Genomic DNA, 25,397 nt, shown 5'->3' on the forward strand with positions numbered 1-25,397 from the left:
TCTTAACCAGAAACATCTCCTGAGGAATCCTGCATGGTTAAAGCTAAAGTCGGCGTCTCAATGCTCTACTGTCTAGGCGAACCCTTCAACCGCATGGTCAAGCGCCTCGGCTCCATGGATACCAAGTACATCGAAATCCTCGACGACGGCACCCACGACCTAAACAAAGCCCGCATCAGCCAACTTCGGGAAGCCGCCAAATCTTTCGGCTTAACCTACTCGCTGCACGCGCCCTTTGCGGACATAAACATCGGCGCCCCCGCCAAACCCATGCTTGCCGCCTCCATGAAGCGCCTCAAGCAGTCGCTGGCAAACGCCCGTGCAATCGACGCGAAAATGTGGGTTTTCCACCCCGCACAGCGCACCGGCATCGGTCAATTCTACCCCGACGAGGACTTTAAAGCCATGTGCCGCAGCGTCGAGGAGCTCTATGCGGAGGCTGAGGAATACGGCGTTAACATGGCGATGGAGAATCTGCCGCATAAATACTGGTTTTTGATGAGCACCCCCGCGGAGTACCTGCGCTTCTATAGGGAAACTAATCTGCCCATCGGCATCACCTTGGATTTGGGGCATGCGCATCTGGAGGGACAAATCGAGCCCTTCATCAGCCAACTTGCCGACAAAATCGTGCATATCCACGCCAGCAACAACCACGGCTTAGACGACGAACACAACGGAGTCTGCGACGGCACCATCAACTACGTCTCCTTCACAGAGTCGCTAAAGAAAATCGGCTACGACAAAACCGTCGTGGTGGAGTCCATGCGGGGCGTACCCGAAAGCATAGCGCGCCTCAAGCAGCTACTGGTTTAGGGGCAGCTCCAGCTCTAAGCCGTCTTCGGCAAGCAACGTGTTTGGGAACACCTTTTTTGCCTGCTCCAGCAGCGCCGACGCATCGGGGTAACGTGCGCTGATGTGGCTGAGCACCAGCTGCTTTGCTTCTGCCGCTTTTGCCTGCGCCGCCGCCTGGCTGGGCGTCGAGTGCCCATCAGTACCTGCCCGTTCAGCCATGGAGTCATCGAAGGTGCAGTCATGAATCACCAGGTCCGCGTCCTGGGCGAATTCGGCGAATGCACTGAAGGGTTTGGTGTCGCCTGTGTAGACGATTTTTCTGCCCTCCCGCACAGGACCCATAACCTGGCTGGGCTGCACAGTTTTGCCGCCTGCAAGCGCCACTGATTCGCCCCGCTGCAGCTTGGACCATAATTCGCCTTCGGGGACGCCTAGCGCCAGCGCTTTTTTGGGGTAGAATTTGCCTGCGCGGGGCTTCTCGACAAAGGCTAGACAGTAGCCGTCTACGGCGTGGCTGGATTTGACTGCTAAAACCTGGTATTGGTCTTCCTCGCAGACAACGCCTTCACCGGCGATTTCGTTGATGCTGACGGGGTAGTTTAAGCCGAAGTTAAGGGTTTCTTTGGCGCATAGCAGAAACTTCGCCAGCCCCACCGGCCCGTATACGTCGAGGGGTTCTTTGCGGTCCATAAGCGCCATCGTCTGCAGCAGCCCCGGCAAGCCCAGGACGTGGTCGCCATGCAGGTGGGTGATTAGGATTTTCATTTTGCGGTGAAAACTCACTTTTGCCCCCATCATCTGCCGCTGCACGCCCTCGCCGCAGTCAAACATCCATTGGCTACGGGGACACTGCACCAGCACAGCTGGCAAACCCCGCTTAAGCGTAGGCACGCTGCCGCCTGTTCCCAGAAACACCACACGAATACTCATGCACTCACCTTTTGGAATACTGCGATTTCCCGCGTTAACGTCGCGTGGACGTAGGCAAAGTGGGATTCGATGTGTCGAAAGCCCAGCTCTTCGCCGAGGCGGGTTATGTTTAATGTTTTAGGCGCAGCTATACAAATCCGTTGCCCCGCCCCAAGCAGCGCCGAAGCCGCGGCGAGCACTTCGGTTACCAGCTGAGCCGTGGTGGATTTAAGGGTGCTGCTGCTGCGTCCATAGGGGGGATCAGTGACGATTGCATCCGCCTTCTTCAGCGGGATTTTGCGGCTATCCGCCCAAATCAGCCCCTCCGCCGAAATACCAAAGTGCGCCAGATTCTTTTTTGTGCCCAAAACCATCCGCTTCTGCGCGTCCACGCCGACGGCTCGGCAGCCGATGAAGGTGGCTTCGATGAGGCTGGTGCCAGTGCCGCAGAACGGGTCAAGGAGCACCGACTCGGCTTTGGCATGTGACAGATTTACCATGCACCGCGCCATCTTGGAGGGCATCGCGGAGGGGTGGAAGAAGGGTTTTTTGCGTGGGCGGCGTTCGCTGAAGGTTTTGCTGGTTATCTCGGTGAGTTTGAGCCCCAAAATTAGCTTATTATCGGTGATTACGCCCAGGAAGGTTCTGTCGGGGTTTTTGAGGTTAACTTTGGCGCCTGGGGTTTGGCGTAGGATTTGCCCGCCCAGCTTGACTTCCAGCGTCATAGTGTTGATGTCGGCGTCGGCGTAGTTTTTTATGCGGTCAATTCTGACCACGAAGGATTGGCCCTCTTTAAGCACATCTGAGAAGTCGACTTTGGAGGCTGCTTCCAGAATATCCTGGTAGGTTGCGTTAGCTACAAGCAGTTCCTGTGCACAGACCCGCGTGTAAGCAGAACGCAACTGCACAGCCTTCACGCATTCCACGTCATCGGCTTCTAAACGCAGAATCTGATCCATCATGCCTCTGTCAGAGTAGCCGTAGCCTTCCGCCTCCAAAATCGCCTTAGCCTCAGCGGCGGGCAGCGTCGGGTTCTCGCCTGAAAGCAGAAAAAACAGTTTTGGCACTAACGTGTCCCTTTGAGTTCTTGGCTAAGAAGCGGCGCCAGCGACACCTTGCTGATTGCGCCCGGCACGCTGTCGGTGCCCACGATTTCCTCCACGCCCGCGTCGAGGATGCGTTTCTCCGCGTCGCCGATGAGCAGCCCGTGTACGCAGCCGCAGAACACATGGGAGGCGCCGTTTTCGCGCAGGATTTTGGCTGCTCCCACGATGGTGCCGCCGGTGCTGATGATGTCGTCGAGGATAATGACGGTTTGGCCCTTCACGTTTAGGCCCTCGGCGGTCTGCACGGTTTGCCCCGTGTAGCGGTCCCGGGTCTTGTTAAGGTGCCCCGCGTCGCCGCCCAACACAGATTGCGCCTGCTGCGCGATGTACATGGCGCCCTTATCGGGGGATAGCGCGTATGCGCCGCGGTGGCCTTTCTTGACGAAGTAGTCGGCGATGAGTGGGATGGCGCTGACGGTGCGCGCTGGGAAGGGAAACTGCGAGAGTGAGTGCTCGGAGTGGATGTTGACGGTGAGGAGTTCATCGATGCCTGCGGCTTTAAGCATCCGCGCGATGGTTTCCACGCTTATGCCCTCGCCGGAGAGGAACATTTTGTCTTGCCGCGCGTAGGCAAGGTAGGGCACGGCGGCGGTGACTTTGGCTGCGCCCGCGCGTCTGGCACAATCCGCCAGAAACGATAGCTGGAATAATCTGCTGTCCTGCATGGGGGGGCAGGTGGTTTGGATGATGACGACTTCTTCGCCCGCTACGTCGCCGTCGAGGCGCACGTAGGATTCGCCGTCGGGGAAAATCTTGGATACCACGGGGACGTTTGGGAAGCCTGTTTGGGCTGAAACTGCCTCTGCTAAGGGTTTGGATGCGGGGCCAGAGATGATTTTCATGCTGTTTCCTCTGTGCCTTTAGCAATGCAGAATCAGGTTTTAAGGCTTTATCTTAATTGTCTGTTCCCTTAACTTCCAAGTAGCCTTCGATTGCTTCCTTGATGTTGTTTAAGGCTTCCTCTTTGGTTTCGCCTTCAGATGCAACTGGTAACTCCACGCATTTAACTACAAAACCGCCTTCTTCAGCAGGTTCCAGGAGAACCGTGAGTTTACGAGTGACCATCAAACAGCCTCAAAATTATGCGCCGCAACCTCCATAAGAACATATCCTAATCTGGCCAGAAATTACGCCGTATACGACTGCATAACAGTTTTAAGGGTAACCCAAATCTTCTTGAGAAAGTGCAAGGCATGAAAACATCGCATGTAATCCGAGATATGCAGAAAGCCAGCCTGACAGCCGAGCGGCTCAACCGAGAAGGCAACTATGCGAACGCGGTGGAAGCCTACAACAAGGCGCTCCGCATCTGCGCCACGCTTCCCGCCACCTCAGACTTTGACCGACGCCGCTTCGAAGCCCACTGCTACGCCGGCTTATCCGCCGCGCAGGGCAAACTGGGCAAGCATCTGGAGTGCTTTGCCTCAGCCAACAAAGCCCTCGCGTTCTACGATGAATGCGGCGACAAATACCCGGCGGATGTGGGCAGGTGGCTGATGGCTCAGGTTAATCAGGGCACGGCGTTGGCGACTTTGGGGTGCCCCGCGGCGGCGCTGGAGGCTTTGGCGCGTGCCAAGCAGCTGCTTGCCAGCCATGGATTGGATACGCCGGAGAATAAGCGGTGGCTGGAGGCTGTGGACGCCAACGTCTCGGTGATTGAGGCGCATTTGGCTGGGCAGCAACCTAAAAAATCTGAGTAGCACCTCAGGCTTTTCGGAGACCCTTTTAGGAATCGGCTTTATCCTTGTTAAGTTCTTTCTCCAGCAAAGCCACGCCTTCCCTAAAATCATCCATCGAATAATCCGATTTGTAACCCTTACATACCAGATAATCAACCATCTCTGGAATGGTAAGTTGCGCCCTCTCTGCTGCTCCACTCAGTGAAATCTTGCCTTCCATGTAGAGTTTTGCAGCTTTCTCCTTTTCCAATTCTGCTGCCCCCCTTTCAACGAGTCTCCTAATGATAACTGAGCGGTCTACACTTTCTAATTCAGCTTCTCTATCTATGTATTCAAGGAATTTTTTTGGCAATCGAACCCCCACACTTGTTGTTTCAGTGGTCAATTTTTTCCACCTCCATCATGATGGATTCTACTACATTGTTAGAAAACCAGCCGATTTTCTTAAGTTCTCGCAGGCATCTGATTGCCCTGCTTTTGGTGATTATTTTATTTTTTGCGAGTATGAAGATGATTTCGAGAGAGGAGATTAAGTTAAGATTAAGAATGAGGCGTAGCTGTCTTACTTTGTCATCGTTGCTTGCAATCACGTTGGCTTTTTTTTGGATATAGAGTGTAACTGCTTCCAATTCTCCACTATGTAGGCCATACTTTTTCAGTTCTCCAAGCAGCTTTTCGTCTGTTACTTTGACTACTTTGATGACTCCTTCTTTCTCGAGCTTTTGGACAACGAATGCATCAGGATATTGGGCTTTAATGCCTCTTTCAACAACCTCTGCATGAACGCTAGGCGGTATTATAACTTGTCCAAACATTTCACAGGCTTCTCTAAGCACTCCACCTTTTGCCAGATGAATTAGGATCATGGAGTCTTTTACAGCTAGCACTCTTAATCGCCGTTAACAAAAAATAATTTTGTGCACAGATATAAGGTTGTCGCCTTATTCATTACATAACAGTTTTAAGGGTAGCCCGTTTTTCTCTTGGAAACGTGAAGCTCCTATGGATACTTGGCGTTATCTTCCCCTCCAAACTCACAGCGCAGCTATGAACATGGCCATCGACGAGGCGATTATGCAAGCCCGCATCGCCGAAAAAGTTCCCAATACGCTGCGCCTCTACCGCTGGCAACCCTCCGCCGTGAGCATCGGACGCAACCAGCAGCCCCAAAACCAGGTTTACCTCGACGCGGCGGCGCAGCTGGGCGTGGATGTGCTGCGGCGTATCAGCGGAGGCGGCGCCGTCTACCACGATTTTGAAGGCGAAGTCACCTACAGCGTAATCGCCAAAGCCACAGATTTAGGCTCAGCCGATGTGCCCAGCGTCTACCTTAAAATCTACGGCGCCATAACCGATGCGCTGCGGCTGCTGGGGGTGCCCGCGGATTTCAGCGGCGGCGACGCCAAAAACTGCCCTAACCTCACTGTTGCGGGAAAGAAAATCAGCGGCAGCAGCCAGGTCATAAGCCGCGGCGTCGTGCTCCAGCATGGCACCGTCCTGGTCAATGTGGATTTGCCCAAGATGTTCCAGCTTTTGCAGCTTAGAGGTGTCTCCTGTACCCAGGCCGCGGACATCGGCAGACGCAAAATCACCAGCATCCAAGCAGAGCTGGGACACAAAATCAGCCCCGGCACCGTTGCCAACGCGCTGGCACAGGGCTTTAAGGCAATCCTCAAAATCCAGCTGCTCGAAGCCGAACTCACCGCCCAGGAAAAAGCCGCCGCAGAACAGCTATGCAGAGAAAAATACGCCGCGCAAGAGTGGAATTTGGGCGGAAAACCCGCTTAAGCTGCCTTCTCTTTGTGCCACCGGATGCCCTGCGCGGTGTCCTCAAGCACGATGCCCCTCTCTTTTAGTTGCGCGCGGATGGCGTCGGCTTCTTTCCAGTTCTTGGCTTTCCGGGCTGCCTCCCGCTTCTGCACGAGCGCGTCGATGTCGCTGCCCAGCGCCTCCTCCACCTCGACTTTGCCGATGACTCCTAAAACGCCGTCGATGCGCATCATCAAGCCGCCCACGTCCGCGGCTTCCTGCTTGCTGACAAGGTTAGCGTCGAGTAGAGCGTTCATTTCTCGGACGAAATCAAACAGCGCCGACAATGCGATGCCGATGTTGAGGTCATCATCCATGGAGCCGCCAAAGCACGCTTCAAGCTTAGCTGTTAAGGTGGCGATTTTGCCCACCTCGGTTGTGCCCTCGGCTTCATGCAGTCGCCGCACGAAGTTGCGCAGCCGATCCACCGCCGCCTTCGATGCATCTAGCCCTTCGAAGGTGAAGTTGAATTGCTGCCGATAATGCGTGCTCATGAGTAGGTAGCGGATAACGATGGGGTCATAGCCCTTCGAGAGGAGGTCACGCAGCGTGTAAAAGTTGCCTAGACGCTTGCTCATCTTTTTGCCCTCAACCTGGAGGTGCTCGTTATGCATCCAGTAATGCACAAACGGTTTGCCCGAGGCGGCTTCGGACTGGGCGATCTCGTTTTCGTGGTGCGGGAACATGTTGTCGATGCCGCCGCAGTGGATATCAAAGGTTTCGCCCAAATATTTGGTGCTCATCGCAGAGCATTCGATGTGCCACCCCGGGCGACCCTTGCCCAGCTCGGTTTCCCAGAACACATCGCCGTCCTCTGGCGTCCAAGCTTTCCAGAGCGCGAAGTCCTGTGCCTCCTCCTTAGCGTACTCGTCCTGGCTGACCCGCGCGCCGGCTTTGAGTTCGCCCACTTTAAGATGCGAAAGCTTGCCGTAGCTTGGATATTTGGCAACTGAGAAATAGATGGAGCCGTCTTCGCCGCGGTACGCGATGCCCTTCTCCATCAGCGCCTTAATCAGCGAGATCATCTCGGCTATGTGGTCGGTGGCTTTGGGGTAATAGTCGGCGGGAAGGATGTTGAGGGCTTTGATGTCCTCAAAGAAGGCTTTAACGTAGAAATCCGTGAATTGCCCCAGCGCTATGCCCTGTTTCTGGCTGCCCCGGATGGTTTTGTCGTCGATGTCGGTGAGGTTCATGACATGGGTGACTTTGTAGCCGCGGTAGAGTAGCCAACGCTTAAGCAGGTCCTCGAAGAGGAAGGCGCGGAAGTTGCCGATGTGGGCGTAGTCGTAGACGGTTGGGCCACAGGTGTAGAGTTTTACTTTGCCTGCCTCGATGGGCTTGAATTCTTCTTTTCGGCGACTTAAAGTGTTAAAAATGAATATGGTTGGTTGCATGGCTATTTCTCCTTTATTAGTTTGAGGAACTTTTGGCGGTTTATTCCTGCCTCGTTTAGTATGGCTCTGAGCAGGCCAGGTTTAATATCTTTTCCCGGATGCATCGGAATTCCAATTCGCGTATTCTTTGTGTTAATTAGAATCACATGGGAGCCCTTTTGTCGAACGACTCTGAATCCTTCTTTTTCTAAAATTTTTATAAGGCGATTCGGGTCGACAGGGGGGATTTTAGGCAAGGGCTTTCACTTTTTGGATACCCACGACTTTTTCTTTCATTAGCTCTTTCTTTTCCTGCTGCGAGAGGGTTTCCCAGTAGAGGTCTATGGCTTCCTTTATGTTCTCTAGGACCTCAGCTATGCTGTCGCCTTGAGTGTGGCATCCGGGCAGAGCAGGCACCATTGCAACGAAGCCGCCCGTTTCATCTTCAAGAAGTACAACATCAAAGTCGTGCATTTCAAATCCGCCAAGCTAAATACGGCGTCGAAATTATTTAAGCATTCATCATTTAAATTCCCCTTAAAATCTGACGGGTTACCACCTATTTATCAAATGCATTTAGAATGGCAAGTAGCAAGCGCCCAGATATACCAAGCCAACCCCAGCAAATTCCCATCCTTTACGCATAAACCCACACAAACACACAGCTAACACAGCATCAAAGCAGCAGTTGTGCAGCCTATAAATAGAGGGGGGGTAGAGAGAAAATCGCAACAGACCTTTGCTGCTGGATTATGCAAAGTCTTATAGTCGTGTTGCCGATAACTTAGTTTCCAATTTAGGAAGATACCGTCAATGAGTAAATCTGAGCTTGCAGCAATAATCTTGGCAGTAGCCCTAATTGCCTCTGTAGCAGCAAACATCTACTTGCTAGCTCAAACTGCAGTTTCAGCTAGCGCCGCCAAAGTCGAGATGGTCAATACCCTCAGCCAAATCCAGACTCAAATTGACGCTGAACTAACCCGCATCGGCCAAAGCCTCGCCTACGCCGCAAAACAGCTCTCCACAACAGGGTTAACCGGCGACCAAGCCAACGCAGTCCTCGCCAAGTTGGCAGCCAACAGCTCCTACATCATAAACGCCGCCACCGAAAACCTCGACAACACCATCGTGGCAGTTGCACCCCAGAACTGGAGCCAAATCCTAGGCCGAAACGTAGGCGAACAAGTCTACCTTAACCCCAACCCCTACGGCGAAGTTACCCCTGTCATGTCACCGGTGATTGCTCTGCAATCAGACATAATGGGCAACGCCCTCGCCGCACCCATCTTTGACAGCCAAAACCGCCTAATCGGCGCAGTCAGCGTCATCTTTGACCCCCAAACACTCATAGGCAACACCGCAGCCTCCGCCCTAAGCGGTAAACCCTACGAGTTAATCGGCATGCAACTTGACGGCATGATGATTTATGACTCTGACCCCACGCAGCAGTGGCGCAACATGTTCACTGACCCAGCCTACCAGGGCTTCGCGGAGCTTTTGGCTTTGGGGCACCGCGTGGTGGATGCGCCTTCGGGTTATGGCACCTACAGGTTTACTCTCGCGGATTCCTCAACGGTGGTGCATAAGGAATGCTACTGGAGCAGTGTGTGGGCGTTTGGGCAGCAGTGGCGACTTGCCCTCAACCACGCATTACAGTAGCCCTAAATGGCTATGTAGCCTAATTCGTCGTTGGCGTGGTCTTCGGCGATTTTGCCTTTCAGGTAGGTTTCGGCGGCTTGGGTAACTTCCACCTTTACTGTTTTGCCCAGCAGGTTCTCTTGGCTTTTTACTGCGATGGGTTTGTAAGCGAAATTACGTCCAACCCAAGAATCCTCCACTTTACCCTGCTCATCAAAGATAACTTCGCCTATCCAGCCCACCCAGCACCTGTTGCGTTTAGCCGCTATTTGCCTTGCCAACTCGGCAGCGACTGTGCTTCGGCGTTTAGTCTGCTCTTTATCCACCAATCCCTCATGCAGCTCCCAAGCGGCAGTTTTGGGTCGAGCAAAAAACTTGGACACGTTAGTTACGTCAGGTTCAACTTCACGCATCAACTGCAGCGTGTTCTCGAAAGCCTGCTCGGTTTCGCCGGGGTAACCCACAATCACGTCAGTCGCCAAGGTCAAGTCAGGAAACATTTCCCTGAAAGCCTCCACAATCCCCTTAAACTCCTCAGCAGTGTAGAATCTCCGCATGCCACGCAGCACGGCATCGTCACCGCTTTGCACGGGCAGATGCAGGAACTTGAAGATTTTCGGGCTCTCAAACGCCGCAATCAACCGCTCCTGAATGTCGCTGACCAAATTCGGCGTCATCATGCCCACGCGAACCCGAAAGTCCCCTTCAAGGTTGCCTACCTTGCAGAGCAACGCGGCCAAATCGGTTTTTATGTCTCTGCCGTAGCTGGCGGTGTCCTGCGAAGTCAACCAGAACTCCCTTGCGCCCTCCGCGAAGTCGGCTTGTATGCGCGCTGTGATTTCCTCTATGCTGTAGCTTCGCAGTTTTCCCCGTGCCTGCACCACGCAGCAGTAAGCGCAGCTTCCCAAGCAGCCGAAGTTGATGGGAACTATGCTGACTGCGCTGTTTTTGCGCATTTTAGGTAGGGTAAGCTGCGGAATTTCTTGAGGTACAGTTAAATCCACGATGTGCTCGCCTCTAAGCACGCGTTCTGCGACTTCGACGATTTTTTTGCCTATTGCTGGACCGACTGCAGCGTCGAAGTGTGATTCTTTTGTGAGGCGTTCGTAACTGATTCTGGGCAGGCAGCCTGCCACGATGATTTTTTTGCCGTTTGGGGCATGTTTTATGTCGTTTATTATGTGGTTTTCGGTTGGGCCTTTTACGGCGCAGGTGTTGTAGATGATGAGGTCGGCTTCTGTTTGGTTGTCGGTGAGGGTGTATCCTGCGGTTTGGAGGCATCCGGCTAGGGTTTCTGTGTCTGCGGTGTTGCTGGAGCAGCCGTAGGTTTTGATGTGGACTTTTTGGGTCATGTTGTTTCTGGGGGTTAGTTGCTGTGTCTTGGCATAAAAACGTAATGTTTGCTGGTTTGGTTTTGACAGGTACCTAGACAAACCCTGTTTTTTTATTTATAAGCGCTGGCATGAACATGTTATGTACATATATGTAGCATATATGTGTAGAAGTATAAGTGTGCAGTAGCGTTGTATATTCATAAAACCAGGGGAGAGATAACCCACTTGAAACTAATCACACTGTACTTACCTGAAACGTATATAAAAGCTTTAGACCAGCTCGTGGACGAACGATTCTATCCCAACCGAGCCGAAGCCATCAGAGTCGCCATCCGCGACCTAATCAGCGCAGAAGTCTGGAGGCGCAAAGGCGTTGACTAAACAGATAAATGATGACTTAAAATGCGGCCTAAGCATCGATGACGTCAAAGTCGAGGTCCAACCAGCCTGCATCCCCGACTCACTTGTCATCGCTGCCCCAAGTATCGTAGTTAAACCCAAAAGCAGTAAAGTTAAAGCAAGGATGGTTAAAGCAAAAGTGGTCACCAAAAAAAGCAGTTTAGAAAAAGCCACCAGTCACCTCTACGATTTAGAGGACAGCCATGGACCCGAAAAATGCCTCAACATCGACTTCGGGCTCTACCAAATGGAAGACTACTAAGCCTTCCCTTCCTCATTTTTAGAATTTAGCTTTAGCCCGTTTTGGAAAAACTCTTATCTGCAAACACACAATAGGTATGTATGCAATCGATTGTTTCCCAAATCCGCGCAGACCTAACCGCTAACGTGGACATAGAAACCCAGCGTGGCGCCAAACGTTACTTTAAGGAAGACATCAAAGTCTACGGGGTGAAAACTGCGACGGTGGGGAAAATCGCTCAGAAATTTTGGCGGCAGGCAAAAGAGCTGCCGAAAGGCGAGATTTTTGATTTATGCGAGGAGCTTTACCGTTCTGGCTTCATGGAGGAGGCGTTTGTGGTGTCGGATTGGATGCCACGCTACATCGATCACCTTGAGGCAGATGACATCCACATTTTCAGGCAGTGGATAAGTTCCTATGTGACGAATTGGGCGGAATGCGATGGCTTCTGCAACCACACTGTCGGCGACTTGATCCAAAAGTTTCCGCTGATCGTGGATGAAGTTAAGAGCTGGGCTAAAAGCGGTAACCGCTGGCTGAGGCGTGCATCGGCGGTTAGTTTTATTGTGCCGGCAAAGAAGGGCATGTTTTTGGCGGATGCGCTGGAAATCTGCGATATGCTGCTGCTCAGCGGCGATGATTTGGTGCAGAAGGGCTATGGGTGGCTGCTTAAGGAGGAAAGCCGAGTGCATCAGCAGGAGGTTTTCGATTACGTGGTGGCTCACCGCGAAGTTATGCCTCGAACGGCGCTGCGCTACGCAATTGAGTTGATGCCCAAGGAGCTTAAAGTGGAAGCTATGAAGAAAGCCTGACGTGCAATTTTTTCTCTATCCCCCCTTATTTATAGGCTCCACGCCTGTTGGTTTGGTGCTGTGTTGTCTGTGCATTTGTTTGGTTGGTTTGGTTTGGGTGTGGCTTCTGCTGGGTTGGCTTTGGCTGGGCTAGGCGTTTGGCGGATGGCTGACTGTTGAGGCGATTATGATTTTTTTGTTGCATTCGCGGTAGTGCCGCGAAGAGTAAACCGAAGAACGCAAATGCCGGTTTTGACTGTCAAGTTTTATGTAATGAAAATAGTCGTTTCTACCCGTATTCGCGCACTATTTCGATTCTGGTAACTTATAAATACTATTTGGTGCAAAACATATACATGCTCATCGATGACGCAATCGGTAGTGACATTAATCTCTTAACTAAACTGGGACTTACGACCCTTCAAGCCCAAGTCTACTTTATGCTTACCCAAACGGAAGAAGCAACAATAAAAACAATTTCCAATGTTTTAAAAATCGACCGAGCAAATTTGTATCGCATAATGCCGCAACTACAAAAGCTCAATCTTGTTGAGAAAACCCTATCAAATCCAACATTATTCAATGCACTACCTCTCGAAGATGGTATATCGATGCTCTTGGAACAAAGGGCCAAAGAATACAGAGAGATAAAGGAAGAAACAAACGAACTGCTATTGCGGAATAAAAGAGAACACAGGGAATCGACTGCTAATGATGAATGCCAGTTTGCTTTCGTTCCTGATGGTAAACTGTCAATGCGAAGAATTGGTGAAATAGAGAATTCGACTCAAAAAACCTTTGATCTTATTTGTTATTGGACGTGTTGTGAGTTTGAGAAAAATGATAAGATACACCCTGGTTTCATAAAATTAATGAAAAAAGGGGTTCAATTGAGGCAACTGGCTTATATCAAAGATAACGATGAGATTCCAAAAAAACCATTGCGTATCCAAAAATATGCCAATTTTAATTTAAGATTTACTCGAACGCCTCCAAAAACTACGATAAGTATTTCTGATAGCAAACAAGCCCTACTTACTGTTTTTCCTTATTTGCTGAAGAGTGGAACGCCTAGTTTATTCGTAAGCAATTCTGGTATTGTGTCGATTCTGCAAGATTATTTTGAGCTAATGTGGCATGATACCGCTGCATTCGATTTCCCCTGATTTATTATCGGGGTACTTTTTTAATTTTTAATTGCTTCATATTTTTCTTTCTTCTAATCTTATATGACAAGGGCTTACCTGTAACTGTTGCAAACATACGCAATTACTTAAAAACCGAACTAGACAACGTCGTTAACATAAAAATTGGAGAAAAAAGAAAAATGCTAAAAAATAAAAAAACCTTATCCGCTAAATTAGCTACTATTTCAATCTGCTTAATGCTTTCAATTGCAGCATCAACATTTCTGATATCTAGTGTTAATGCACATGACCCTGCATGGGAGATTCCCACTTATGCCTACATTATCGCTGCACCAAATCCAGTTGGTGTAGGACAACATGTGAACGTTATCATGTGGCTCGACCTTACTTTCCCCAGTGCTGCTTACACAAACGATTATCGATGGCACAACTATAACCTCACAATCACAAAACCTGATGGCTCAATCGAAACCGAGATTTTTGAAACATGCACTGACACCACATCTGCACAGTACTATGGATATACCCCAGACCAAACTGGTAACTACACTTTCACCTTTAGCTTCCCCGGACAAGATCATGACGAATACGGTCACTCATCCTCATCAGCGTACGTTGGCGATACTTACCTCTCCAGTTCTGCAACAACAACACTTGCTGTACAAGAAGAGCCTATATCTACAGGCATCAGCAGCTACCCTCTGCCTACTGAGTACTGGACCCGCCCAATCTACGGCGAAAATACCGACTGGTGGGCTATCTCCTCTAACTGGCTTGGCAGTGGTTCTCCACAACGCAACAGTTTATACGTGGCTGATGCCGTGGGATCACAAACCTCTCACGTCATGTGGACTAAGCCTCTTCAAGCCGGCGGAGTCGTTGGTGGCGACAGTGTGACCGTTCAAGGCGACACATACTTCGAAGGTTCTGCATACATCAACAGATACTCAAACCCAATAATTGTTAACGGCAAACTCTACTACACCGAACCAGTATCATTCTCAGGCAGCACTGCTGGTCCAACCGACTGCGTTGATCTACGAACAGGCGAACTCTTATGGTCTCGAAGTGACGTTCCATCGCTGTCATTTGCAATGGTGATGGATGTTCCTCCTGGGAACCCCAATCAACACGGAGTTTTCCCGCCAGTTCTGTTTACAAGCAACTTTGCCCGCGCTTTTGATGGAGACACAGGCGACCCACTATTCAACTGCACCAACGTTCCCACAGGGACCTCAGCTATGGGTCCAAACGGAGAAGTATTGCGATATGTGCTTTCTAACGCTGGCAACGATACAAATCCCAACTGGTACCTAGGTCAGTGGAACTCATCTAAAATATGGTATGCTGGAGCCTCTGGATTATCACCCTCGATAGTAAATGCAACCGGTTCAACAGCTACAATGTCTGGCGGAGTCCTCTCTGGAAACATCATCGTTGACGCAGGCATTAATGACCAGACCAATAGTAAATGCCGCTATGACTGGAACGTTTCAGCCGCATGGAGAAACTCTATGACTCTAACACCCACGGTAATCGCAGCCAGATACGGTGACATCATGATATGCCGTAACGGTACCTTACCTTCGATGGGTCTTGCATTATCTACCGTAAGCTATACACCATACACCTACTTCGCGGTCAACCTCAATGAAACTAAGGGCGTCGTGGGTTCGATACTTTGGATGAAGACCTACAATCCCCCCTCGGGCAACCTTACTATATTCCAAGGCGGCTACGGCTTCTCTGAACGCATCTTCCTCGAATCCTACAAAGAGACCGGCCAATGGGTAGCATACAGCATGGACACAGGCGCGAAGCTTTGGGGACCAAGCATATCGCAAACCGAAATCAACGCCTTAGACTACTACGGAAACCAATTCTCTGGTGCTTCAATCGCTCAAGTCGCATACGGCAACGTCTACACCAGCGAATTCGGCGGCATACTCTACTGCTATGACGCAAAAACCGGCGAGCTGAATTGGTGCTACGGTAACGGCGGCGAAGGCAACAGCACAAACGCAGGCTACTACAGCCCAAGAGGTAACTATCCAATGTTTGTCGCTAACATCGGCAACGGCATAGTCTACCTTGAAACCACCGAACACACAGTTACCACACCAATCTACAAGGGCGCAACCACCCGGGCCATCAATGCAACAGACGGCACAGAACTCTGGACGCTATCCGCTTACACGGGCGGCGGCGCATCAGGTGCAGCTTACGCAATCGCAGACGGCTATACCACATACTTTAACGGCTATGACAACCAGATATACGTCCTCGGCAGAGGCGCAACGTCAACAACCGTTTCAGCGCCGCACATTGGCTTATCGCTAGGTACACCGCTTATCATATCGGGTTCAGTAACGGACCTTTCTAGCGGCACCACACAAGACGAGCAAGCAACAAGGTTCCCCAATGGCGTTGCATGTGCTTCGGACGAAAGCATGACTGATTGGATGAGTTATGTATACCAGCAAAGGTCTCTCCCGACTAACTTTACTGGAGTTACAATATCTATCGATGTCATCGACGCAAACGGCAACTACCGAAATATCGGTACAGCACAAACCGATTCAACCGGCACCTATAGGTTAACTTGGACACCAGACATTTCCGGCGACTACACAGTTCTCGCCACCTTTGCAGGCACAAACGGCTACTGGCCTTCCTATGCTGAAGACGGCTTCACCGTCATGGACACTGCCGCTGCCACCGTCGTACCCACAACCGAGCCAGTCTCCATCGCCGACCAATACTTTGTCCCCGCGGTCACAGGGCTGTTCATAGCTATCATCATAGTGATGGTTCTAGTCTTACTTGGGCTTAGGAAGCGACCATAAAACGTTGCAATCAACAATATTCTTTCCCCCTTTTTCTTTAAGATACTCTGCGGATATTTAATGAGGGCTGAGTGGGCTTTGGAATGATGTTCACGGTGGAGTCAAACTCATCGTGTTTGCATTTGATCTTTTCTCCTAAATTGTGTCCAGCGCCCCAGCAAACCCAAATACCTAAGTGAAAATATGTCTTGGTTTGATCAAGAAAAAATAGCTCAGATCGGGTTTAATCAATCCCAATTACTACTTTATTTCGCTATTTTATTTCTGGGCGATCCTTCTAGGGAAACATTGTCGAAGGTAACAGATTTATCTTCTGATGAAGTGGAACGGACTTTGCTTGAATTGCAGAAAATAGGATTAGTCAAAAAAGCGGATACTACCCCACCTGTATTGAAAGCATCTACGTTGGAGGTTTTTGCCCAGATAATAAAAGATCGGCGGGTGTGGTACCACTAGAATATCCGAGTGGAATAGTAGTTCAAAGGTACCTTGGCTTATGATGAACACGATCAAGTGCGCACTAAATTGTAGTTGTCTTCCCATTTTTTAGCGAAAAGGAATTTCGTAGAAGCACGGATGGAGCTGAGTGGTGGTGAAATTTCTCGGCGTATGCGTCACCTATTTGTGTTCTTAGGTGTTTGAGCGCCCTACATGACAATCGCGCAGGAAGTCAGGCTAGAAAGCCCTCTCAGTCACAACAAAAATCGCCTAAACTGACGGCGCAAGAAAGGGTTTGGAGGGAAAATCGAGTTAAGAGCCACCTCGATATGGATGCTTTTTTGTTTTGAAAGCATGCGGGCAGAATTCTCGTGGATTTTCCAGTTACTTGGCAGTTCTTGTTAAAAAACTGCACGGTCGTCCATAATACTAATATAGCCTACGTTTTTTCCCTTAAAATGGGGAACGGGATTGGACTATAACCTGCATAATGGCAAAAGACTTGAGGAACATGTTGAACCACTGTTTAGGTTTATGGGCTACAGCACACAATTCACCACCGTTCTGCACACACGCGCCGCCCACATCATCGCAGAGATGGACGGCGTCAAAGGCAGACATAAAGTGCTCATAGAATGCGCAAACCCCATCAATGAACCCCTCGGCTTATATGAAGTCCAAAAGTTCTGCTCCAGAGTTGCCTACGCCCGAGAAGACGGCAAAGTCCAAAATGGCCTGCTGGTTTCCACCACCGGTTTCACTCCAGAAGCAATTGCATGGTGCAAAAAATACTGCTCCTTTGTTGACCTAAAAACCTACAAGCAACTCATGGCGACGTCGGCGAAATTCGGCAAAATGCTTAGGAAATTCCTCAAGTAATCCTACTTTCTTTTTTGTATCCTGTTTAAATCCTCAAAAAGCATCAGTTCATCCCCTGTTACTCCTGCCCTGCGCAGTTTCGATACACAGTTCTGGTACTGCTTATCGGAAAGCTCGGCGGCTCTGGTGGGCTCGGTTGTGCTGCAGAAAACTTCTTTTACTTTTCTGCCCCGTTTTAGGGCACTGCGCTGTTTCTTAAAGCGGGTGAGGGCTTCGCAGTCCTGCGATAGCATCGCAAAGGGGGTGTCGGGGAATCGTCGGCAGCCCTCGGGGCGAATCAGATAGATGCTGCAGAGTTTCCCATCTAGAAACGGGCAGGGCGTATGCATGACGTAGCGGTCGTATTCTTCTTCGCCCTTCTCCAGCAAAACCGCCAAGTCCTCGTAGAGCAATTTGAGTTTAGCATGGATTTGCGGCTGCTCCTCCTCGGTGGCTTTGATTGGTCCAGCCGTCAGGAAATCGTCGAGTTTGCAGCAGACGCCGCATTTAGTGCAGAGAAACGGCAGGTTAACCGACCAGCGGCCTGTTTTGGTTTTTGTTTCTATGTGGAGGTAGACTGTTTCAAGCATCCGTATCCTCACTGATGCTTCTGCAGGGGAGGGTTTCTACTTTTCGTTAGCTAGGAAAGTTTTTGTCCGCATCGGGCGCAGTAGAGGGCGTCGGGGAGGTTTTGGGCGCCGCAGCTGGTGCAGACCCTTACCTGAGTTGAAGTCGGGGCTGGAACCGCATTGTATCCGCTGTATGTTTGCTGGGAGGACGGCTTTATCCTAAAGAATGCCATGGCTAAAAGTGCCCAACCGACATACTGCACCAAGCTTCCAGGAAGCATGATTAAGGTTAAGTTTTGAGTGTCCACAGTCATGCTTGCGACGGCTACTAATCCAATCACAATAGACAAAATACCCCCCAGCAGCAGTAATCTGGCGCCGTGCTTAAAGAGGGGCACACTGGTTTTTTGTGAAAGCAAATTAAACGCCAGCACTTCAAAGACTACGTAAATCAATCCAATGAACTCAAAAATCGTTATGAACGGAGAAATATACGGTGAGAGCAGGGTGGAAATATCGGATTGGCTTGGGTTCGGGTTAAGCCCAGTGGCTATGCTGCCTATGTTTGCGAAGAGGTATGCAAACATGAATGCCGCCGCCGCGACCGCAACGACTACGGTTATGACGATTCCGTATAGTATGTAGTTGAAGATTCTGCGTTCCTGGTAGTCGCGTGAGAACCCGAACATTGCAACCCAGAAAAGGATGGTGCCTAAAAAGGAAAATATGCCGATTATGCCTGAAATGGCTGCGGCGGCAAGGTTAGCCGCCAATTCGCCTGCGTAGGCTAACTGGACCGCTGTTATGACGCTGCCGATGACGCCGATAAGAATAAAACAGGTTGCTACTATGCCTAAAGTTCGGTTGCTTGAAACTACCATTTTTTTCCCCGCATGCATATGGGGGCTTTTAGGGATAAGTTTTTTGTTCAACTAATGAGTATTGGCTTTGCCGCATGCGTAACCGACGCGCAGCTTATCCACTTCTTCGCGTCGGGGCAACGTCACTGTTACAGCTCGGCTGAGGCTGTCTTTTCCAAACTTCACGGTGGCTGACTGGGTTTTTGTGTCGCTGTAAAACGCAGTTAACTCCGCGGCGGCTTTGACGGCTGCTTTGGTTTTGGGTCCCTGCAGAAGCGACAAGGGCCCCATCACATCCGCTACCTCGAATGCAAAATCCCCCCTTGCCTTGTTGGCGGCTAAAAACTTGTTCTCCGCCAGGTTTCTACCCACGATAACCTTGTTTTCTCCAACCCGGAAATGCCTGCCCACACGCAGCAAAGCCACATCCCCCACGGAAACCCGACGCTTATGCTCGAAGAGGTCCCGGAGTTTCTTGGCGTATTCCTCGCAGGTTAACAGGCAGCCTCCTGCCGGCGAGGGATAGGTGGTTATGCCGAATTGTTTGGCAAGTTCAAACTGGGGTTTGCGTGACCGCCCAGAAATCGATAGGAGCTTGCCGCGATCAACCAGTCCCTTCCGCTCAACCTCGGTCTCTGCAAGGCACCGCGCGGAAAGCGGACGCAGCAGCTTGCCCTTCAAGCCGGCTTCTGCCTCGATGGTTTTAAGGGCGGGTCCATGCTGAGACATGGGGCGTTCCCCGAGGACTTCGCCTGTGAAGAGGAAATCCGCGCCGATTTGCTTGGCGTACTGCTTGGCTTTTTTTAGGATGAAGATTTTGCAGTCCACGCAGGGGTTGATGTTTTTGCCGTAGCCATGCTTGGGGTGGCGTAGCATGCGGATGTATTCGCAATCAGCTTTAAGCACAACCAACGGTACACCCAGCTGCTCTGCACCTGTTTCAGCTTCGGTTTTGCCGTCTTTTTTGGGGATGCCAAAGGGGGTTTTTACGTTGAGTGCCACCACTTCGATGCCTTGGCGCCGAATCAACTCAGTGGCGAGAATGCTGTCTAGTCCCCCGGAAAATAGGCTGATTGCTTTGGTTTTTGCCATAGCTTCTATACCCTGCTCTGGGCATAATAATGTACCTGTAGCGGAAGTGGAATCTGCGCGAAATCCCGCGTGGTGTCTAAGAATAGCATAAAGAGGGTTACCTAACCGTGTGGCTGTCTAAAAATCCGCGGCTAACATCCAGAAGAGGCGCTAACCCCCTTGAACGTAGAATAATTTAAAAAGCTACACGCACATACACGTGATGGCTTATTGCGTATTCGAGGACTACAGTTGGACACCGACATCAGCATCTTCGTACCCATCTACAAGGAATCCGAACAAATAGAAGGCATGCTTGACGCACTATGCTCCCAAAACGTCAGCAAAGAAATCTTCGTCACAGTCGATGCACCCACCCCCGAATTCGCCCACAAGATCCAGCAACAGAAACGAGACAACGTCACCTTCCTCATTAACCCTGAACGCATCGGAAAATCTAATGCGTTAAACAGCACCGTCGAGTTATCCCACGGCAAAGTACTGCTTTTCCTCGACGCAGACGTCGGCATCCCCGATGACCCCGATTACCTGCGAAAAATCGTTATGGAAATGCAGCACACCGACGTTTTAGACATAAAAAAACGCGTTGTCAAAGACAAATCCTTTCTCTCCAAGATGGCTTACTACGAGTACTTAACCTTCAACATCAGCTCCTGGCTCGCTTCGAGGTTCATGCACAAGTGCCCCGCCGTCAACGGCGCAGCATTCGCCATCAGACGCGAAATGTTCGAGCGGGTGCATGGCTTCCGCCAAGTCGTCGCCGAAGACATCGACATAGCAACCCGCGCCTTTCTGGAGGACAGCCGCTTCTCCTATTCGCAGGATGTTGAAGTCAAAAACGTGGTGCATGGGGACTGGCGCAGATGGTTCACTCAACGCCGCCGATGGGCAATCGGGCAGGCACTGTGGCTTAAAGACTGGAACAAGCAGCTTGCGCGGCGCTTCGTGACTAAGCCCCAGGTTTTCTTACCCAGCCTCTTTTTCCTCTACCCCTCCGTCACCGTTTTCTTTTTAAGCGCGCTGGTGCCGAGCCTCTGGATGTATAATGGGCTGCTGTTCTTCTCGCTGTTCCTCTCAGTCAAATTCAACATAGCCCTGCCCATTTTCCTTGTTTCCTTAGCCACCGCAGACATGCTTAAAGTGCTGCTTATTTCCCTCTCCGGCTTCGCCATAACCGCCGCTGTCTTCTATGGCTTTGGACGTAAACTGGGCTTTAAGGAGATGAAGGTGCATGAACTCTTCGTCTACTACTTCTTCTACTCGTCGGTGTGGATGTTCATTATCCTTGCGGGGCATGTTCAGGTGCTGTTCGGCAAAAAAGCGGGTCCCGACTGGAAAACCTAAGCTTGCGCCGCCCTTCCTCTTTTCCCCCGCTGCCTAAGCGCTTCTTCACATTTTTTGGGTTCAAAGAAAAAGTTTGCCGCTGCCTTTTACAGCAACCCTTAAAACATGAAAGTCCATTTTTATCTTCACCCCGTGGGTTGTTAGCTCAGCACGGATAGAGCGCCAGCCTTCTAAGCTGGAAGTCGAGGGTTCAAATCCCTCACGACCCGCATTTCTTATGTCCCAAAAAAATGGTGGTTTGCTGAAGACAGTTGATTTGTCTTGACTGGTCTGTTGTCTGATAGCTAAATCATGTGATGCTATCTCGAAAAAGCATCGGTCACAAAGCCAGAGTAAACCGCCTAAAAAAATGGAATATTTAAAAATTTGGTGCAATTCTGGAATAAACGGTACTAATTCTGGTAAAAATATATACGCTTAGGCCTCACCGAGATGGCTGATGCTGACTATCGATATATCCACCGATGTTCAACTGTTTACTGAACTGGGGCTTAGTCCCCTTCAGGCGCAGGTTTATATTACATTGGCAAAAATGGAGAAGGCAACCATAAAAGCAATCTCGGCAGCCTCAAAAATAGATCGGGCAAATGTCTACCGTGTTATGTCGCAACTGCAAAAACTTGGTCTAGTCGAGAAAATGTTAGCCAACCCAACCTCCTTCAAAGCGGTCTCTGTTCAAGATGCCATGACTATGCTTCTTGAAGACAATAACAGAAAATATGAGGAAATCAAGAAAAAAGCGATAGAACTGCTCCAGAGACATAAACAAGAAAACGAAACCCTGCCTGACATAGACGAGTGCCAATTTGCTTTGGTTCCTTGTGGTAAATTAACGTTTAAAAAAATCGATGAAATGCTTACTTCCACACAAAAAAGCCATGACCTCTTAGGTTATTGCCGCGATTTCTCAGCTGACATAGACAATATTTACCCCCGAGCAAAGACGCTTCTGGCAAGAGGCGTTAAAGTGAGACATATTATCTTTCTTGAAGAGAACGAGAAGCCCCCAAAGGAGCTTTCGGCTCTTAAAAAATATGGCTTACTTGAAGTGAAATTCACTCGCCTGCCTCCCCGTTCTACGGTATCCATCTATGATAATAAGCAAGCCTTTGTCAGCATTTTTCCCTCTCTATCCAACGGTGAAACACCCAGCCTATGGATTAGTAACCTAGGCATCGTGTCGATTATCCAGAGCTACTTTGAGGACCTCTGGCAGAATTCCCTCGACCTCCCCTAAATCGCCAGTAACATCTCTGTACTTGTTTTTAGATACTTTTTTCTTATTTAGACTATTCCTCGATAACTTTTCACTCTGTTACTGTTGCTTACATACGCCATTTTTTAAAAACTGCCCTAACCAATCCCTTCCTACAAAAAATGGAGAAAAAAGAAAAAATGTCCGAAAAACAAAAATCAGCAACCACAAAAAAGCTAACAATCGCATTCTCAATCTGCATCATTCTATCGATGACAGCATCAACAATACTGCTACCTACCACTAGCGCGCATGACCCAGCATGGGAAATCCCAACGTTTGCCTACATAAACGTCGCTCCGAACCCTGTTGGTGTTGATCAGACAGCAACCATTGTGGTTTGGATGGACAAGTTGATTGACGGAACCTTGATGACTAATAACATCAGATTCCACAACTATCAAGTTGTAATCACAGACCCTGATGGAGAAACAGAAACCATCGACTGGGAAACCGTAACTGATACAACTTCTTCAGCGTATACTCAATGGACACCTACGAAGGTGGGCGTATACCAACTGAACTTCACGTTCCCTGGACAAGACTACACTGACTATGAATACAGCCAAACTTCCAGCTATATCAACGACACTTACTTGCCTAGCACTGCATCAGTGAATGTTACTGTACAAGAAGAAGCAGTAACTGGCGGTTCGAGTGCTCCTCTTCCAACAGAATACTGGACACGCCCAATCTACGGCTTAAACACTGACTGGTACGTTGTTTCCTCTAACTGGCTTGGCACTGGTTCACCTCAACTCAACACAAGATACGTAGCTGACGGTGTGGGACCCAGTACTTCTCACGTTATGTGGACTAAAGAGTTACAGTACGGAGGAGTTGTCGGCGGCGACGAATACGAAATCGACGGCGTTACCTACTATGACGGCATGTCGTATAACCAACGCTTCTCCAACCCAATAATCATGCAAGGAACCCTCTACTACCAGGAGCCGAAAGGTAACTCTGGCAGTGGCGGAGACTACGTTGCAGTCGATTTATTGACCGGAGAAGAGCAATGGCGCATCAATGCATCAGCAACAGGCATATCGCTTGTACCATCATTCGGCCTACTCTATGACTATGAAACAGGAAACCAACACGGTGTATTGCCTAACGGTGCCTTAATCGCAACTCAAACAAGCGGCGGCGTCACAAACTGGATTGCTTATGACCCCGAAAATGGACAGCTAACTGGCATGAACTGGACAGGTGTACCTTCAGGAACGAAGGTTATGGGTCCAAACGGTGAAATCTTGATCTACACATTGACTAACTACGGAAACACCTCGAACCCTAACTGGTATTTGTCGCAATGGAACAGTTCTAAGGTTCTCTCTACCTCATCAAGTGGCTATGCGACCGCGACTGCAAGCGCATGGTATTCAGGGACAACCAACGTTAGCACGGCAATCAGCTATGACTGGAACGTCTCAGTGTCATTCTTAACCTCAGGTTCCAACAGTATCGTATATGGCGTCTACGATGACATACTTCTTGGCAGAAGCGGCTCTCTATCATCGTTCAGTACACAAACACAATACACAATGTGGGGCATAGATATAACACAGGATTCATCGCAATTCGGCAGTAAGCTCTGGATGAAAACATATGACCCAATTGATGACAATATGACTTTGGTTCAAGGTCCCGTCGACGCAGATAGTCGCGTGTTTGCTATGGGCTACAAAGAAGTCATGCAGTGGGTTGGCTATGACCTTGACACTGGCGAATTAATTTGGGGCCCAACTGACTCTCAAACAGCCTTTGACTACTACGGAAACATCATGTTCGCAAGCCCAACTGGTACAGCAGCATACGGAAACTTGTACTCCTCTGCATACGGTGGTATCCTCTACTGCTATGACATGACTACTGGTGACTTAGAGTGGACTTATGGCAACGGCGGTGAAGGTAACAGCACAAATGCTGGAACCAACAACGTTTGGGGGCGGTACCCAATTTTCCCAGGCGCAATCGCTGACGACAAAGTCTATTTGTTCACAACTGAGCACTCGCCTAACTCGCCTCTAGCGAAAGACGTGTTGGTACGCTGTGTTAATGCCACAGATGGGTCCGAAATTTGGACTCTCAGCGGCTACAGCGGCGGTTCAACGTATCCAAGCCAATTGGCTTTAGCAGACGGCTACTTAACATTCCTCAACCACTATGACATGCAAATCTACAGTGTCGGCAAGGGACCAAGCTCAACGACGGTAACAGCTCCCAACGCAGGAATCGAACTCGGTAAATCACTTGTCATTTCAGGCTCAGTCATAGATGTCTCAGCAGGCACAGAACAAGATGAACAAGCACGTAAATTTGCTAATGGAGTTCCAGTGTCTTCAGATGAAAGCATGACTGATTGGATGGCATATGTCTATCAGCAGCAAAGCATGCCAACCGACTTCACAGGTGTTGACGTTACAATAAGCGTTATCGACGCAAACAACAACTATCGCGAGATCGGCACAGCAGCCACAGATGCAAGCGGCTACTATAGTCTCAACTGGACACCTGACATCGAAGGCAAATACACAGTCATCGCAACCTTCTCTGGCACTAATGGCTACTACGGATCATACGCAGAAAGCAGCTTTGTTGTTGACCCAGCATCAGCAACCCCATCGCCATACCCCGAGGTCACAGTGCCATCTACTGAAATGTACTTTGTCGCCTCAACACTTGCAATCATCATCGCAGTCGCAATCGTCGGTCTACTGATCCTTAAGAAACGGCCATAAACATTGTAATCTATCAGTTTCCCTTTCCCCTTTTTTAGTCAAAAAATGTGTGCATAGGAAAACGGGGCTGAAAAGACTCTGGTTTCGGTCATGATGAATAGCCAAATCATCGTGTTTGCATATTCTTTTCTCCTAAATTTCCCAGGGTCCCAGCAAACCCTTCCCCTCC

The 25,397-nt window shown here is 49.9% G+C and carries 26 protein-coding genes and 1 tRNA gene; 15 read left to right on the forward strand and 12 right to left on the reverse strand.

What is annotated here, in order from left to right; translation table 11 throughout:
• Nucleotides 1-33: 33 nt before the first annotated feature.
• The gene (locus NWE93_00060; protein MCW3998616.1) at nt 34-816 is read left to right on the forward strand and encodes a sugar phosphate isomerase/epimerase; all 783 of its coding nucleotides are present in this window, start codon (nt 34-36) and stop codon (nt 814-816) included.
• On the opposite strand, the gene rnz is transcribed toward NWE93_00060, so the two are convergent.
• The 4 genes from rnz to NWE93_00080 are packed head-to-tail and all read right to left on the reverse strand — an operon-like array spanning nt 805 to nt 3,875.
• On the reverse strand, nt 805-1,725 hold the full coding sequence (rnz, locus tag NWE93_00065) for a ribonuclease Z (protein ID MCW3998617.1): 921 nt from the start codon (nt 1,723-1,725) through the stop codon (nt 805-807). The two genes, NWE93_00060 and rnz, sit on opposite strands and share 12 nt — an antisense overlap.
• Nucleotides 1,722-2,771 (reverse strand): THUMP domain-containing protein, encoded by a 1,050-nt coding sequence (locus NWE93_00070; protein MCW3998618.1) that lies wholly within the window; start codon nt 2,769-2,771, stop codon nt 1,722-1,724. Before NWE93_00070 ends, rnz begins: the two co-directional genes overlap by 4 nt.
• Complete coding sequence (gene prs / locus NWE93_00075) at nt 2,771-3,652, reverse strand: ribose-phosphate diphosphokinase (GenBank protein MCW3998619.1); 882 nt, start codon at nt 3,650-3,652, stop codon at nt 2,771-2,773. The genes NWE93_00070 and prs overlap by 1 nt, the downstream gene beginning before the upstream one ends.
• Nucleotides 3,653-3,704: 52 nt before the next feature.
• Entirely contained in the window at nt 3,705-3,875 is a 171-nt protein-coding gene (locus tag NWE93_00080; protein ID MCW3998620.1) for a type II toxin-antitoxin system HicB family antitoxin, read from the reverse strand.
• 128 nt (nt 3,876-4,003) lie between these two features.
• Between NWE93_00080 and NWE93_00085 the strand changes: the two genes are divergently transcribed.
• Nucleotides 4,004-4,510, forward strand: coding sequence for a tetratricopeptide repeat protein (locus NWE93_00085; GenBank protein ID MCW3998621.1), 507 nt, complete (start codon nt 4,004-4,006; stop codon nt 4,508-4,510).
• A gap of 25 nt (nt 4,511-4,535) precedes the next feature.
• Here NWE93_00085 and NWE93_00090 read toward each other — a convergent pair whose 3' ends face one another.
• The gene (locus NWE93_00090) at nt 4,536-4,874 is read right to left on the reverse strand and encodes a UPF0175 family protein (GenBank protein ID MCW3998622.1); all 339 of its coding nucleotides are present in this window, start codon (nt 4,872-4,874) and stop codon (nt 4,536-4,538) included.
• A complete protein-coding gene (locus NWE93_00095) occupies nt 4,864-5,376 on the reverse strand; it encodes a hypothetical protein (GenBank protein MCW3998623.1) in 513 nt (170 codons plus the stop codon). The genes NWE93_00090 and NWE93_00095 overlap by 11 nt, the downstream gene beginning before the upstream one ends.
• A 115-nt stretch (nt 5,377-5,491) precedes the next feature.
• On the opposite strand from NWE93_00095, the gene NWE93_00100 reads away from it, so the two are divergent.
• The gene (locus NWE93_00100) at nt 5,492-6,277 is read left to right on the forward strand and encodes a lipoate--protein ligase family protein (protein ID MCW3998624.1); all 786 of its coding nucleotides are present in this window, start codon (nt 5,492-5,494) and stop codon (nt 6,275-6,277) included.
• Here NWE93_00100 and cysS read toward each other — a convergent pair.
• Both cysS and NWE93_00110 read right to left on the reverse strand, forming a co-directional pair.
• Nucleotides 6,274-7,692: a cysteine--tRNA ligase gene (cysS, locus tag NWE93_00105; protein MCW3998625.1), complete on the reverse strand. Its 1,419-nt coding sequence runs from the start codon at nt 7,690-7,692 to the stop codon at nt 6,274-6,276. The two genes, NWE93_00100 and cysS, sit on opposite strands and share 4 nt — an antisense overlap.
• Before the next feature lie 228 nt (nt 7,693-7,920).
• Nucleotides 7,921-8,145, reverse strand: a complete 225-nt coding sequence (locus tag NWE93_00110; protein ID MCW3998626.1) for a type II toxin-antitoxin system HicB family antitoxin — start codon at nt 8,143-8,145, stop codon at nt 7,921-7,923.
• Nucleotides 8,146-8,484: 339 nt separating this feature from the next.
• Here NWE93_00110 and NWE93_00115 point away from each other — a divergent pair, with 339 nt between their 5' ends.
• Nucleotides 8,485-9,330 carry a PDC sensor domain-containing protein gene (locus NWE93_00115; protein MCW3998627.1) on the forward strand — a complete coding sequence of 282 codons (846 nt, stop codon included), beginning with the start codon at nt 8,485-8,487 and terminating at the stop codon, nt 9,328-9,330.
• Nucleotides 9,331-9,332: 2 nt separating this feature from the next.
• Here the strand turns inward: NWE93_00115 and NWE93_00120 are convergent, their stop codons facing one another.
• A complete protein-coding gene (locus tag NWE93_00120) occupies nt 9,333-10,661 on the reverse strand; it encodes a tRNA (N(6)-L-threonylcarbamoyladenosine(37)-C(2))-methylthiotransferase (protein MCW3998628.1) in 1,329 nt (442 codons plus the stop codon).
• 207 nt (nt 10,662-10,868) lie between these two features.
• Here NWE93_00120 and NWE93_00125 point away from each other — a divergent pair, with 207 nt between their 5' ends.
• The 7 genes from NWE93_00125 (at nt 10,869) to NWE93_00155 (ending at nt 17,385) form a co-directional block, all read left to right on the forward strand.
• The gene (locus NWE93_00125) at nt 10,869-11,024 is read left to right on the forward strand and encodes a ribbon-helix-helix domain-containing protein (GenBank protein ID MCW3998629.1); all 156 of its coding nucleotides are present in this window, start codon (nt 10,869-10,871) and stop codon (nt 11,022-11,024) included.
• Nucleotides 11,017-11,304: a hypothetical protein gene (locus NWE93_00130; protein ID MCW3998630.1), complete on the forward strand. Its 288-nt coding sequence runs from the start codon at nt 11,017-11,019 to the stop codon at nt 11,302-11,304. Before NWE93_00125 ends, NWE93_00130 begins: the two co-directional genes overlap by 8 nt.
• 80 nt (nt 11,305-11,384) lie before the next feature.
• Nucleotides 11,385-12,095: a DNA alkylation repair protein gene (locus NWE93_00135; GenBank protein ID MCW3998631.1), complete on the forward strand. Its 711-nt coding sequence runs from the start codon at nt 11,385-11,387 to the stop codon at nt 12,093-12,095.
• 335 nt (nt 12,096-12,430) lie between these two features.
• Nucleotides 12,431-13,240, forward strand: a complete 810-nt coding sequence (locus tag NWE93_00140; protein ID MCW3998632.1) for a hypothetical protein — start codon at nt 12,431-12,433, stop codon at nt 13,238-13,240.
• 161 nt (nt 13,241-13,401) lie between these two features.
• Nucleotides 13,402-16,068, forward strand: coding sequence for a PQQ-binding-like beta-propeller repeat protein (locus NWE93_00145; GenBank protein MCW3998633.1), 2,667 nt, complete (start codon nt 13,402-13,404; stop codon nt 16,066-16,068).
• 183 nt (nt 16,069-16,251) lie between these two features.
• Nucleotides 16,252-16,524, forward strand: coding sequence for a hypothetical protein (locus NWE93_00150; GenBank protein ID MCW3998634.1), 273 nt, complete (start codon nt 16,252-16,254; stop codon nt 16,522-16,524).
• A gap of 453 nt (nt 16,525-16,977) precedes the next feature.
• Complete coding sequence (locus NWE93_00155; protein MCW3998635.1) at nt 16,978-17,385, forward strand: restriction endonuclease; 408 nt, start codon at nt 16,978-16,980, stop codon at nt 17,383-17,385.
• Between the two features lie 2 nt (nt 17,386-17,387).
• Here the strand turns inward: NWE93_00155 and NWE93_00160 are convergent, their stop codons facing one another.
• From NWE93_00160 to NWE93_00170, 3 genes are read right to left on the reverse strand one after another with little or no spacing between them, the layout of a single operon-like run.
• Nucleotides 17,388-17,954, reverse strand: a complete 567-nt coding sequence (locus NWE93_00160) for a YkgJ family cysteine cluster protein (GenBank protein ID MCW3998636.1) — start codon at nt 17,952-17,954, stop codon at nt 17,388-17,390.
• 50 nt (nt 17,955-18,004) lie between these two features.
• Nucleotides 18,005-18,814 (reverse strand): DUF996 domain-containing protein, encoded by an 810-nt coding sequence (locus NWE93_00165; protein MCW3998637.1) that lies wholly within the window; start codon nt 18,812-18,814, stop codon nt 18,005-18,007.
• 51 nt (nt 18,815-18,865) lie between these two features.
• Nucleotides 18,866-19,885 (reverse strand): hypothetical protein, encoded by a 1,020-nt coding sequence (locus NWE93_00170; protein MCW3998638.1) that lies wholly within the window; start codon nt 19,883-19,885, stop codon nt 18,866-18,868.
• A gap of 231 nt (nt 19,886-20,116) precedes the next feature.
• Here NWE93_00170 and NWE93_00175 point away from each other — a divergent pair, with 231 nt between their 5' ends.
• From NWE93_00175 to NWE93_00190, 4 genes are all read left to right on the forward strand, one after another.
• Nucleotides 20,117-21,229 carry a glycosyltransferase family 2 protein gene (locus NWE93_00175; GenBank protein ID MCW3998639.1) on the forward strand — a complete coding sequence of 371 codons (1,113 nt, stop codon included), beginning with the start codon at nt 20,117-20,119 and terminating at the stop codon, nt 21,227-21,229.
• A gap of 134 nt (nt 21,230-21,363) precedes the next feature.
• Nucleotides 21,364-21,438, forward strand: a tRNA-Arg gene (locus NWE93_00180).
• 230 nt (nt 21,439-21,668) lie between these two features.
• Nucleotides 21,669-22,466 (forward strand): hypothetical protein, encoded by a 798-nt coding sequence (locus NWE93_00185; protein MCW3998640.1) that lies wholly within the window; start codon nt 21,669-21,671, stop codon nt 22,464-22,466.
• A gap of 158 nt (nt 22,467-22,624) precedes the next feature.
• Nucleotides 22,625-25,228, forward strand: coding sequence for a PQQ-binding-like beta-propeller repeat protein (locus NWE93_00190; GenBank protein ID MCW3998641.1), 2,604 nt, complete (start codon nt 22,625-22,627; stop codon nt 25,226-25,228).
• Nucleotides 25,229-25,397: the final 169 nt, after the last annotated feature.

Source organism: Candidatus Bathyarchaeota archaeon (assembly GCA_026014735.1).
In the GTDB taxonomy this organism is placed as follows: Archaea; Thermoproteota; Bathyarchaeia; order Bathyarchaeales; family Bathycorpusculaceae; genus Bathycorpusculum.